Raw genomic sequence first — 12,539 nt, forward strand, 5'->3', positions numbered from 1 at the left:
GCTACTAGAATCTATTTTAGTACTCCTTACGTATATATCTAAAAAAAAGTGCCAACAGGGTCGGGATTGGCCAACGACGATAAATAGTCTCCAAGGACCCTTCCAGCTGATAAATTTGTAACACCTGATAATAATCTGAAAAAACATTATGATTCTCAATGAAATCCTCAATTTGTTCTTGAACCGAAAAATTTGCGTTTAATTTGATCGGCATTTCAAACTGTTTTAAGATCGTTTCAACAAACTCTTCTGGCGTAAAAATCCCCACTGGTGAGACTTTCACCCAGTAAGCAAAAAACTCTAAGAACGCTAAACTCATCCTCTCTATTGGCACACTTTGACGAAAAAATTTTTGCAGTTCTGGATAAAGAGATGTCATATCAACTATGAGTTTGCTTTTAAGGTAACGGAAAAAGTCTTTGGTTATAGCTTCAAAGTCAGCATGACAGCTGAAAAAGTAACGATAACCCTGCAATTCTCCTAATGCTCGTTTAGTCTCTAAATAGCCCAGATCGATATTTTCAGATGAGCGAGCGCTTTGGAATAGCAATAAATCCCCTAAACTCCAAGGACTCGCTAATACTAACTCAGAGATTTCGTCTGGTAATCGATACTTTTTATCCAATCCAGGACCATGGACGTCCACTACAATCAATTCAGTTATTCCCGTGCGTAGGGCAATATCCACAGGTAAATTATTCCGATACCCGCCATCGACATAAAGCTCGTTCTTGATTTTCGCCATCGCCATCATAGGAAAGAAAGCCGATGATGCCAGCAACCAGTCAATAATCTCATCTTCTGGACATTTATGAATCGGCACCACAATTTCTTGGAAGGCCGGAACCTTTGTCGTAACAACATAAAAAGGACAACCAGAATGAATTTTTTGCGCTTCCAGTCGCTCTTCCAACAATCGTCTGAGAGGCTCAGAAGAAATTCCCCTCTGCTGCAAAGACGTTCGAAGAAAAGTTCGAAGCTGATCAACTTGTGCTGAAAAATCCAGCACCTCAACTTCTTTGAACGTAATATCTAAAACTTTATTTGTCTCAATTTCTTCCCACAATGCCAACGCCTGATCGTAATCACCTTGTGCGATCAGGGCACCATTCAAGCCGCCGACCGAAGTTCCAGTAATGACTTCAAATTGAATATTTTTTTCCAGCAAAGCTTTCCAAACGCCAATTTGATATGCCCCGCGAGCACCACCGCCTCCCAGAACCAATCCGGTATGATAGATCAACTCTTTTTGCCAGACACCATCTAGCAATTGGTATCCTTGCGAAGTTAACCATTGCTGCAAAATCAAATTGGCTTCGAGCTTGAAGTACAGTGCTCGCTTAAATGTTTGTCTGGCTGCATTTTCTAATAATAAAAAGGCTGTCCGCCAGCCAAGATCCGTTGAGATCAATATATTATTGATCTGCCATGTATCGTCTTCATCAATTTTATCTACCAGCAGCCATTGTGAATTTCGTTGGATCCAATAACCGTGTCCTCTTTTGACGGACGCTAAAAATTCCGAACGCGCTTGACCATGAGAATCATAAAATGGAAAAAGCAAATGTGACTGTTGAAATTTATCCCAAGCGGCTAACAAATCGGATTTATAAATTCGTTTTAGCTCCATCGCTTCCTCCCATTTTTATTACGTAATAACTTCAGCATGTTTGTTTCAGTATAGCAGAAATTTCCCGACAACAAAAAACTTCAAGGCAGGCCTTGAAGTTTTTTGAATAAAAATCGCTTTAGTATGTTCGCTGTTCCATTTCAAAGGCTTTGCGCATCGGATCAGTGGCATTATTGACCGAGGTCATAGCTACAAGATCGCCTTGAACGATGATCCGTGTCACACCTTCGATTTCACCACAAGTTATCAATGTAAGCTGTTGTTTATCTGGTTGAACATCCAAATATTTTACTTCCGTCGGCTGCACACGAACTTTAAGCGTCGTTTTGTAGGTGTAAATATTGTGCAAATCTGTTAAATAGATCAGATCGCCTTCCTTTACGCTTTCAAGCGGCGTAAACAAAAGTCCTGGACGGTCTGCACGATGACTCGCTAACGCATAGTTGCCTTCACCCATCTTCTGGTCCGGTGATAATGTCCCAGCACCATACAGAAGCACTTCATTAGACAAACCTTTGAAGATTGGTAAATTGATCTCGACAGAAGGAATCGCTATTCCACCGATAACAGGTAATCGTTTATTGTTTAATTGTGCTTGCAACACCGCTTCAGTACTTGCCGGCTGCACCGCGTCAAAATCAAACGAGGCCTCTTTTTGCATATTTTTATCGATCTCGGTTTTATCCATCTTCGCTACGGCGTAACGCTCACCGTTATATTGCATCAAAAAGTATTTGATTTGATTGTTGAAAATCAAAGCTAACCCTACTAACAGTAGTAAGAAAAGAAAAATATTTATCAGCCAATTTCTTTTTTTCTTCATCTCGATCCTCCCACATTCTCCAGCTAATCATATCATACTCCATTCAATTCTGTGATACTACTTTCACTTACTAGAGAAAAAATTAAAAAAAGAAAAAAATACATTAGAGTATTGTTATTTATTAAAATGATTTTAATTGTTAAAAAGGCGCTTCAATGTTGCAAGTTTTAAGGGATTTGTAATCTAATTTTAAAATAAAAGATACGAGCTTTTTTTTTATTATTGGGTTAAAATGATTGTGACGACTATTAGAAAGGGTGAACATTTGTGCCAGATACGATATTTGCATATATTGATTCCACAAGTAATGCTGTGCTATCAAAAGGTTTTTCACCCAACGATTTTGTCGACGGTATCGTCCATCAGCCTAAACATTTGTTATTGCTAGACCCTGTAGCAGAAGCTGGTGAATACGAGCCACACACAGGTTTGAAAATCGTTAATAGTCCGGAACAAGTCCAACAATTCTTCGGCAACAAAGTTTTTACTCATTCAAAAGGAACCAAGTGGATCGATTTTAATGATCTGGCGATGTTGAAAGAGCTGACGCCATTAGAAATCTCAGAATTGCTATATTTTGGGCACATGCGGACACATCTGCATTCACCCTTTTTTTATAAGTTGCAAAATAATTTTGTTTATTTCAATTTAGGCAACGAAACTATGCGTGTCTATTACCGCTATTTAGACGAATTTTACCGAATCCTTGCAAGCAAACTAACACGGATCGTATTGGAGAAAGTCAATGATCGCCGCTCATTTTTCCGCAAGGGGTCTTCTGTCGCTCCATTAGATGGGGAACTGTTGAAGGAATTATATCCAATCTTACAAGAGGGCGCCATTTTCTGCCTCGACATGTCTGAATTGAAAAATAAAATTTACCATATCCCAATCTTTTTATCTGATGAAAAGGGTTGGCGTCGCAGTCCGAAGAATTACAAAAAGGAACAGCAGATCGCAGAGATTACCTATGATACGTCCAAGCAAGTATGGTCACTGGACGTTCAAAATGATGACCCTGTCTTCTCATTCCGCTAATAATAAAAAGCAGTTGTCCTGAAAAACGGACAACTGCTTTTTATTATTGTTGTTGGCTTTGTTTTCGAACCAAATTGCCATCTTTAGGCAGATATAATTGCGGTGCCTTTTCTGCAACTAAAACCGCAACAATCGCAGTTACGACTGCTGTCGCTAATCCGCTGATGCCATTCATAACAAGCGAGAATATCCACGGATTCATCCCCCACAACGCATAGCTGCCCCAGAAAACAACCCCTGCAATAAAATGCCAGAAGAATCTTGCTCCTGTACCAACAAAAGTACCTAGAATAATATTCTTTCGAACATTCCACATATCTTGATCAGCTAAACTTTGTTGAACCTTCTTTGCGTATAATCCAGCAAAACCGGCAAACGTAAAAGCGATCGGATACTCTATCAACACTTGAACAACACTCAGATAAACTACCTGGCTTGCTGGAAAATGCAAGATTCCCCAAATAAATGCCGACATTATTGCTGGTTTCAATCCTCTGCGTAAAGCAAATAGCGTCATCGGAATCATTCCCAACGAAATCGTAAAGCTGCTGCCAATAGTCGTTGGTATGAAAGTTAATACCAGCGCCAAAGCCGCCACCACTGTGCCTTCCACTAAAATTCTTGTCTTATACATAAAAAAACTCCTCCTTTTGAACATACAGTCCACAAAGGAGAAGTAACAATCATTACTTCATCACAATTCCTACGCTCGAATAACCGAAACAGGTACTAGGGTTTAGAGTCATCTCAATCTCAGCCCGAAGGCTCCCCTTTGCGACAGTATTATTCTATTTTTTAGTACCCCCAGAGTATAACAGATGTCTGTTCACTCGTAAAGGTATGAAATACTTTTAACGCGAAATGCTTTCTTGATCTCCGCTTGGTGACAAAGTTGTTACTTTTTTGATCCGATCAATCGTCAGCATCATCAATTGATTATCTTGGGTTCGAATAACGATGGATTCATTCGTCACTACTTTAGGCAACCAGCCTGAGATCGTTTGAAATTTTTCTTCGTCTTTTTCGTCTTGAACTTGAATGACTACTAAACTATTTTGCAGAGCTGCCATCTTCAGTTTGAGAAAAATGTTCTCGTTGGCTTGCTCTTGGGCTCGTTTTTCAGCAGAATCATTCAAAAAATCCGAGATGAAACGGTACGACGAATTCGAAAACAGCTTGATTAAATTCTTTTTAGGCTTCTCGTTTTTAGTCATTCAGCTTCCTCCTATCAAGAGCATGGTTATGTAGTATGATTTTACTTAAATTTTGAGGAAAAAACAAGGAATCTAGTCCAATTCAAAAAAAGTTAACCATTCGTTTAAACCTTTTTGAATTAAATCATAGGTTTCTTCAAAATTTCCTGTATACCATGGGTCAGGAATATTTTCACCGGCAGACCCAGACACTCGATCCAAATATAAATATATTTTGTCTTCTGTGCCTTCCGGTGCCATTGACTCTAGATCATAAACATTTTCTTGATCCATCCCAATGATGTAGTCAGCGGTATAAAAATCAGCAGCGGTCACTTGACGCGCCTGCATCCCTTTAGCAGAGATATGGTGCTGTGCTAATATTTTCTGCGTACCCTGATGGGGCGGATTCCCAACTTCCCAACGACTAGTCGCCGCCGAATCAACTTGGAATTGATCCTCTTGATTTTTTTGAAAGGCATCACGGAAAATGGCTTCCGCCATCGGTGAACGGCAAATATTTCCCATACAAACAAATAGAATCTTTTTCATGTCATTCCTCCTGTGCTATAGTCAATTTATCGAAATGAAACGAGGGATCGTAAATGAGTAAAATTTATCTTTCCGCCAAACTACCTGAGCTTGGCACAAAACTATTAAAAAAAGCAGCACTTGAATATAAGGTTTATGAAGGCAGCGGGGTAATTTCAAAAAAAGAGTTGATCAAAAACGTTGCTGATTGCGACGTGTTGATTTGTCCGCTTTCTACCCAAGTGGATCGGGAAGTCATTGATGCCGCGCCAAAGCTGAAATTGATCGCAAACTTTGGTGCCGGCTTCAACAATATTGATACCGCTTATGCAAAAGAGCGGAAAATTTATGTAACGAATACCCCGGTAGTCTCAACCAATGCAACGGCAGAATTAACCGCTGGTTTAATCATCGGCTTATCTCGCCGAATCGTTGAAGGCGACCGTTTGATGCACGGCAAAGGGTTTGACGGCTGGGCACCTTTGTTTTTCCTAGGCCACGAATTAAAAGACAAAACCTTAGGAATCATCGGTATGGGACAGATTGGCCAAGCCTTAGCACAAATGATGCGCGCTTTTGGTATGAAAATCATTTATAACCAGCGTCATCCCTTAACTCCTGAACTAGAAGAAAAATTACAGGCAACCTACTATTCACAAGAGGAAGTGATTCAGCAGTCCGATATTTTGACCTTACACGCCCCCTTGTCTGAAGCAACACATCATCTATTAACGAGCGAGCGCTTTAAACAAATGAAAAACAGCGCCTTTCTGATCAACGCGTCCCGCGGTCCGTTGATTGATGAAGAAGCTTTGCTACAAGCATTAAAAGACAAAGAAATTGCGGGTGCCGCTTTGGATGTTTATGAGTTCGAGCCAAGCGTAACAGACGGCTTGAAAGCATTAGCCAATGTCATCTTAACACCGCATATCGGCAATGCCAGTGTGGAAGCTCGAGATCAAATGGCAGAGATCGTCGCGAAAAACGCGATTGCCATCGAAAAACACGAACCCATCAAACATATCGTAAATGGACTGGATTGGGCTTAACGCTCGCTCCAGTCTTTTTCATATAAGCGATAAGCAAAAAATTCGATGTCCTTGGCAAAACGAAATAATTGCGCCGCAATTGTGATCGGCGGTTGATCAGCTCCAGCTAAAAGCCAATCGATCAATATCCCGCCGCAGCCATGTGCTAAAAAGCGAGCGTAAAATTCTTTATCTGTCTGAGAAAGCGCCCCTTCTTGATCGACCTCATCAAATAATCGGACAAATAGTCGCTGCGCTAGCTCATTGAACTCTTTTGTTAGTACTTTGGGTGTCGCGGTCACCGTATTCAAATAGAATCGATGACAGATTTGCATCTCTTTCAACATTTTCAGGACGGACTCTTCCCAATTGGTCAGCGCCAATTCATCAGAGACTAGGTACTGCAGCCCGCGATGATAATACGCGTAATGGAGCAGATCGTTCTTGTCCTTAAAGTGATAATAAAATGTTTGGCGGTTCAAGCTGGCCTTTTGACTGATATCTTGAACAGTGATTTTGTCATAGTTTTTTTCTTGGCACAATGCAACTAACGCTTGCACAAATGTTTCTTTGGTCGCTTTTCCTTCCGCCATTTTTTCACCTTCTATGTTTGATAAGGATAATTGAAATGTTCATAAGCTAACGGCGTCGCCATGCGGCCCCGCGGTGTTCGTTTGATAAATCCTTTTTGGATCAGATACGGTTCGTACATGTCTTCCACCGTTTCACGTTCTTCGCCGATATTCACAGCTAACGTACTAAGTCCAATCGGACCGCCATGATACAACTCGATCATCGTTTTTAATAATTTTTGATCAATGTGGTCTAGTCCTGCACCATCGACTTGCAATAACCCCAAAGCCTGATCCGCAATTTTCCGATTGATCACACCATCAGACTGAACTTGAGCGTAATCGCGAATTCGCTTCAACAAACGATTGGCGATTCGCGGCGTTCCTCGCGAACGGCGGGCAATTTCGACCGCACCTTCTTCGACGATTTCGGTAGCAAAAATATCCGCCGAACGCAGCACGATCTCACGTAAATCGTGTTCCTCATAATATTCCATATGGGATATGATCCCAAAACGATCACGCAAAGGTGCAGACAGCATTCCTGCTCGTGTCGTCGCCCCAATCAAAGTGAAGGGCGGCAATGGAAAATGAACCGGATGCGCGGTTGGTCCCTGTCCAACCATGATATCTACATAATAATCTTCCATCGCGGAATACAGCGTTTCTTCCGCCACTCGCGGCAAACGATGGATCTCATCGATAAACAACACATCGCCAGGTTCTAACTCATTCAAAATTGCTACTAGATCACCCGGACGTTCAATGGCTGGCCCGCTGGTAGAACGAATCTGAACTTCCATCTCATTAGCGATCACCATCGCCATTGTTGTTTTCCCTAAGCCTGGCGGTCCATATAACAGAACATGATCCAACGCTTCTTGACGATTTTTGGCCGCTTCAATATAGATCGACAGTTCTTGCTTGACCTTGTCCTGACCGATATATTGTGCAAGATAACGAGGACGCAGCGATTTTTCTAAGCTTTTATCACCATCATCCGCATCGGGTGATAGCAAACGTTCTTCATCCATCTATGTCGCCCCCTTATTTCTTCATCATTAATTTCAGTGCTGCCCGCAAGTAATCGTCGGTATTTTGCAGCGTTTCTTTCTCCAGTGCTTTTTCGACTTTTTTGATCTCTTTTGGACTGTAGCCCAACGCCTGCAAAGCTTCCATCGCCTCGGCTAGAGCTGTGTCGTCACTGCCTTCATAGAACAAGGACATTGGGTCCTCGACTAGCTCAGTCAACTTGCCTTTTAGGTCTAAGACCATTTGCTGCGCTGTCTTCTTGCCAACTCCTGGAAATTTCGTCAAATAGGTCACATCACCAGCTTCGATCGCTTGGATCAAGCCTTGATGATCATCGTTCGCCATGATTGCTAACCCACTTTTAGGTCCGATCCCAGAGACTGAAAGCAAACGCAGAAATAGTTCTTTTTCCGCCAAAGTTTCAAATCCATATAATAAATGAGCATCTTCGCGAATGATCTGCTGAACATAAATCGTTACGGACTGCTCCATTTTACTACTGTAACGATAGGGATTCCCTAACGCGATTTGATAGCCGATGCCATTCACATCCAGCACTACATAACTAGGGCTGATGAAGGTCAAACGACCTGTAATATATTCGTACATAATTGTTCCTCTCTTGATAGGTAATATACAGTACTTCTTTACCACTCAACTAGACAATTCAATCTACTTTGATGCCAGATGATCGAATCAAAACTACAGCGCGTTGAGTTGGCATTTCTGCACATATGTTCTCATTATTCTAGCACAAAAAGCGGCGGTTAAAAACTCTTACCGCCGAATCCTTGCAATAACTGTAATAAAGCAAAATAATCTGACATCCGTAATTCCTGCGTAATCGCTAATGTCGGTATCTCATCATCCTCATAGAGCAGACTCGTTGTTAGACAAAGATCACTGCTTTCCAATTTCTCAACAAAAACAACTTGAAAATCATTCGATAAAAAACGCCGTAAATCTTCCTTTAAAATTGTCTCTTCAAACTCAGGCAAATCCGTTTGCAAAAAGATTCGTAAGACGGGTTGAACAGTTAGCTCCGGCAGAAGACGCAGCACCGATAGATAGCGGCCAAATAAAATCGATTCGCTGCCTCCTTGATCCAATAAAATTTCCGTCACAAAAGTGACTAGCTGCGGCTGTTGCTGAGTGATATTCGTCCAAAACGCTCTGCCATTGATGTTAAATCGGATCATCGGAAATAGACGGTGGTACAAATGCCCGCTGATCAAATAATTTTCCGCCTGCAAGGCTCGGAATTTTTTCCATGTAATGGGATCATTGATCTTCTTTTCTAAAAGCTGATACATCTCATCCATTTCATCCATTACTACGAAGGGTTTCTTTGCCAGCAAATGATGAATTTTTTTCGTGATAGCAGGTACATGATAGTATTCTTCTCGTGTCAACAAATTTAAAAATAGGTTACCCACGGATTCTGATTTGTGAAAATATGCTGGTAAAACCGGTTTTAGCTGACGATAAAACGCTTTGAAAAGCGGATCATCGGCAAGTGTCTTTTGACTTGCTGAATTTTTTTCTAACGAATAATGTTGAACTTCTCGCAATAAATGAGCCGCTACCAAATATTCCAAACGTTGCTCTTTAATAGGATTCAAAGCAACTTGGAAAAATCGTTGGATTCCAGTGCTGATTTCTCCAACTAAGTCATGCTGCAAAGGAGCGAATGGCCAATCCTTGCCTCGAAACAAGCGCCAATAATAGACGGACAAATACATCCGCACGACTGATTCCGACGCTTGAAAAAGAACCTCTCCCCGTTCGATCGTTAACTGCAATGGCTCCAGTTCGTTACGCAGCTCTTTCAATTTACGGCGAATCGTGGACTCACTACGAAAAAGCTTGTCACTTAGTTCCTTGACCGTCCGCGCTTTTCCAGCGACCAATAAATTCAGCAAGCGATAGGATAACGAGTGGCGGATCAGATCAACCAAGAACTGATTTTGCTCCATAATTTGATTTGCGATCAGCAGACGATAATTATTGCCTTCTTTTTCAAATAAAGAGAGCTCCGCTTCAGTGAATCGCCGATAGTTCTTACTTAACTCTTCCAACAATCGCTGCACACTCCGAGCATCCAAGCCTACCGCTTCAGCTAAATCGCTTTTTTTATGGGGTGCTCCATCATTCAATAGCTCCATTAGACGAACACTAAAATAAATATCTTTTTCGTAATTTTGCAGTTCCAGCGCTTTGATATACATAAAAAAACTCCTTCGCACTCTATTTTAGCAAAAGAGCGCAAGGAGCCGTTACTAAAGACCTTCGAACAAGTGAAACAAAATCGGTAATAACGCTACCGTCGCTATCCCATTGACACAAATACACAGGCCAGCTAAAATGCCTTCCAGTTCGCCGATCTCAATCGCACGGCCAGTGCCAATCGCATGGGAGGTACTGCCTAATGCAATACCTTTGGCAACAGGGCTTTGGATATTGAAAAGCTGGAAGACCTTCGTCCCCACTAAAGCACCAAAAATTCCTGTAGAGACAACGATTGCTAAGGTGACTGGTGAAATTCCGCCCATCTGACTGGAGAGGTCAACAGAGATCGCTGTCGTCACCGATTTCGGCAATAAGGAAACAATAATCCCTTTGTTCAATGAAAATAATCGCCCGATTCCAACGCTTAATAAGCAATTAAGAACAACGCCCACTAGCGTTCCTAGAATAACTGGCAAGAAATATTTCTTCAGCTTATCAAAATTTTGATACAACGGTAAAGCTAGTGCTACAGTTGCAGGTGTAATCATCATCGTGAATAAATTACCGCCTATATTGTAATCCTTGTAGCTGATTCCACTGAATTTCAGCAAGACGATGATAATGACCACACTTGCAATCAAAGGGTTGATAAAGGTAATATTGATTTTACTCAACACCTTTTCCATCAATGTGTAAATTAGTAAAGTGAGGGCTAGACCAAAAAGCGGATTATTCGCCAGCGCTGAGATCATCCGCTTCACCTCTCATCTTTTCAACCTTTTCAGCCAAACGCGCTTTTTCTTCACGACTCTTCATGCTGATTTTCTCGACAAATTCCGCCGTTTTTCCAACTGCCACAAGTGACACTAACGAACAGACCACAACCGCACCAAGAAGAATTGGCCAAGTATATTTGATTGCTCCATAATATTGCATCAAGCCGACACCTGCCGGTACAAATAAAATCGTTAAATGATTCAACAAAAAATTTGCTGTATCTTCAATTGCCATCGGTTTCAAAAGCTTGGTTTGGAAAGAAATAAACAAAAGTAAAATACCGATAATACTTCCCGGAACCGGTATATGAAAAAAAATCCGCACGCCTTCTCCAACAATTGAATAGAGTACTAACAAACTTAATTCCTTAAACATCTTCACTACTATCGCCTTTTCTAAAAATAAGATATTTCTAGTATAGCGAAAAAATGAGTGTTTCCTCTCCAAGTTTTGTCGAAATTTCACGCATTTTCTGAAAAGAAAAAGATGTGCCAAAATCAGCACATCTTACTTCACAAGACTTTTATATTCTCCATACCCTGCTTCGTCCATTTCTTCAATCGGGATAAAACGCAACGCTGCGGAATTGATGCAATAGCGTAAACCGCCTTGATCTTGCGGGCCGTCATTAAATACATGTCCGAGGTGAGAATCTGCCTCTTTACTGCGAATCTCTACTCGATGCATGCCGTGAGAAAAATCAGCTTTCTCTGCGACACCGCGCTTTTCAATCGGCCGACTAAAGGCTGGCCAACCGCAGCCAGCATCGTATTTATCACTAGAAGAAAACAGCGGTTCGCCGCTGACGACATCAACATAAATCCCTTTTTGATAAAAGTCATCATATTTTCCTGAAAATGGACGTTCAGTCGCGTTTTCCTGTGTCACTGCGTATTCCATCGGTGAAAGTTTCTTTTTCAGCTCTTCTTGTTCCATCATTCTTCCCCTCTTTCAAGCATCCTTTGAACACGCCGAGCATACACCCGATCAGGGAAAGATACGAAGAATATGCTCATGAACGATACTATTTTCTACTGTATCTTACTAAAAACCGCTGCTCTAAGTGTGCAGTAGCTAGCTCTAACAAAAAAATCGATGAGCCGAAGCCCACCGTTTTAATAGTTTTAATACTCAAATTCTTTCAACATCTGATTTACCGTCCCTATTGGAAATCCGACGATGCTGTAATAATCACCTGCGATTTTTTTAACAAAGACACCTGCGCCGTTTTGAATACCGTATGCGCCAGCTTTATCTTTGTAATCGTCGCTGTCGAGGTAGCGATTGATCTCTTCATCGTTCAAAGGATAGAAGGTTACTGTGGCCGAAGTTAGTTTTTCTGCTGATTGTCCGCCTTGCCGAATTACGACGAAAGTATAAACCAAATGACTGCCGCCGCTCATTCTTTTCAGCATACTAAATCCTTCTTCACGACTTTTGGGTTTACCTAAGATTTGTTCATCCAGCACGACGACGGTATCACTAGCGATCACCAATGCTTCTGGGTGTTCGTCGGCAACTACCGCTGCTTTTTGTCGAGCCATCTCCATCACATACTCTGTCGGTGCGTACTGGTCTTTGACTTCTTCGTCAATATCCGCAGGCTGAACATCGAAATCAGCAATCAGCCAACGTAATAATTCTTGCCGTCTTGGTGACTGTGACGCTAAAATAACTGTCATTTGT

15 protein-coding genes and 1 riboswitch are annotated in these 12,539 nt (G+C 41.5%); of the genes, 2 read left to right on the forward strand and 13 right to left on the reverse strand.

What is annotated here, in order from left to right:
* Positions 1-16: 16 nt before the first annotated feature.
* Both IGI38_RS21570 and IGI38_RS21575 read right to left on the reverse strand, forming a co-directional pair.
* Positions 17-1,630, reverse strand: coding sequence for a patatin-like phospholipase family protein (locus IGI38_RS21570; protein ID WP_438733952.1), 1,614 nt, complete (start codon positions 1,628-1,630; stop codon positions 17-19).
* Between the two features lie 118 nt (positions 1,631-1,748).
* Complete coding sequence (locus IGI38_RS21575; protein WP_438733953.1) at positions 1,749-2,453, reverse strand: class A sortase; 705 nt, start codon at positions 2,451-2,453, stop codon at positions 1,749-1,751.
* A gap of 267 nt (positions 2,454-2,720) precedes the next feature.
* On the opposite strand from IGI38_RS21575, the gene IGI38_RS21580 reads away from it, so the two are divergent.
* Entirely contained in the window at positions 2,721-3,491 is a 771-nt protein-coding gene (locus tag IGI38_RS21580) for a hypothetical protein (protein ID WP_438733954.1), read from the forward strand.
* Positions 3,492-3,534: 43 nt separating this feature from the next.
* Here the strand turns inward: IGI38_RS21580 and thiT are convergent, their stop codons facing one another.
* The 3 genes from thiT to IGI38_RS21595 form a co-directional block, all read right to left on the reverse strand.
* Positions 3,535-4,125 (reverse strand): energy-coupled thiamine transporter ThiT, encoded by a 591-nt coding sequence (thiT, locus tag IGI38_RS21585; RefSeq protein WP_438733955.1) that lies wholly within the window; start codon positions 4,123-4,125, stop codon positions 3,535-3,537.
* A 49-nt stretch (positions 4,126-4,174) separates the two neighbouring features.
* Positions 4,175-4,273, reverse strand: a riboswitch (TPP riboswitch).
* 69 nt (positions 4,274-4,342) lie between these two features.
* On the reverse strand, positions 4,343-4,705 hold the full coding sequence (locus IGI38_RS21590; protein WP_438733956.1) for a hypothetical protein: 363 nt from the start codon (positions 4,703-4,705) through the stop codon (positions 4,343-4,345).
* Between the two features lie 72 nt (positions 4,706-4,777).
* On the reverse strand, positions 4,778-5,236 hold the full coding sequence (locus IGI38_RS21595) for a low molecular weight protein-tyrosine-phosphatase (protein WP_438733957.1): 459 nt from the start codon (positions 5,234-5,236) through the stop codon (positions 4,778-4,780).
* A gap of 53 nt (positions 5,237-5,289) precedes the next feature.
* Between IGI38_RS21595 and IGI38_RS21600 the strand changes: the two genes are divergently transcribed.
* Complete coding sequence (locus IGI38_RS21600; protein ID WP_438733958.1) at positions 5,290-6,264, forward strand: 2-hydroxyacid dehydrogenase family protein; 975 nt, start codon at positions 5,290-5,292, stop codon at positions 6,262-6,264.
* Here IGI38_RS21600 and IGI38_RS21605 read toward each other — a convergent pair.
* From IGI38_RS21605 to IGI38_RS21640, 8 genes are all read right to left on the reverse strand, one after another.
* A complete protein-coding gene (locus IGI38_RS21605) occupies positions 6,261-6,836 on the reverse strand; it encodes a TetR/AcrR family transcriptional regulator C-terminal domain-containing protein (RefSeq protein WP_438733959.1) in 576 nt (191 codons plus the stop codon). The genes IGI38_RS21600 and IGI38_RS21605 overlap by 4 nt on opposite strands.
* Before the next feature lie 11 nt (positions 6,837-6,847).
* Entirely contained in the window at positions 6,848-7,849 is a 1,002-nt protein-coding gene (gene ruvB / locus IGI38_RS21610) for a Holliday junction branch migration DNA helicase RuvB (RefSeq protein WP_438733960.1), read from the reverse strand.
* A gap of 13 nt (positions 7,850-7,862) precedes the next feature.
* Entirely contained in the window at positions 7,863-8,456 is a 594-nt protein-coding gene (ruvA, locus tag IGI38_RS21615) for a Holliday junction branch migration protein RuvA (RefSeq protein ID WP_438733961.1), read from the reverse strand.
* Between the two features lie 158 nt (positions 8,457-8,614).
* Positions 8,615-10,075: a helix-turn-helix domain-containing protein gene (locus IGI38_RS21620; protein WP_438733962.1), complete on the reverse strand. Its 1,461-nt coding sequence runs from the start codon at positions 10,073-10,075 to the stop codon at positions 8,615-8,617.
* A gap of 51 nt (positions 10,076-10,126) precedes the next feature.
* Entirely contained in the window at positions 10,127-10,825 is a 699-nt protein-coding gene (locus IGI38_RS21625; RefSeq protein ID WP_438734383.1) for an LrgB family protein, read from the reverse strand.
* Complete coding sequence (locus IGI38_RS21630; RefSeq protein WP_438733963.1) at positions 10,806-11,234, reverse strand: CidA/LrgA family protein; 429 nt, start codon at positions 11,232-11,234, stop codon at positions 10,806-10,808. Before IGI38_RS21630 ends, IGI38_RS21625 begins: the two co-directional genes overlap by 20 nt.
* A 126-nt stretch (positions 11,235-11,360) precedes the next feature.
* Positions 11,361-11,792, reverse strand: coding sequence for a peptide-methionine (R)-S-oxide reductase MsrB (gene msrB, locus IGI38_RS21635; RefSeq protein WP_438733964.1), 432 nt, complete (start codon positions 11,790-11,792; stop codon positions 11,361-11,363).
* A 185-nt stretch (positions 11,793-11,977) separates the two neighbouring features.
* On the reverse strand, positions 11,978-12,535 hold the full coding sequence (locus IGI38_RS21640) for a Maf family protein (RefSeq protein WP_438733965.1): 558 nt from the start codon (positions 12,533-12,535) through the stop codon (positions 11,978-11,980).
* Positions 12,536-12,539: the final 4 nt, after the last annotated feature.

The sequence above is a fragment of the Enterococcus sp. AZ128 genome (genome assembly GCF_051714485.1).
GTDB lineage: Bacteria > Bacillota > Bacilli > Lactobacillales > Enterococcaceae > Enterococcus_A.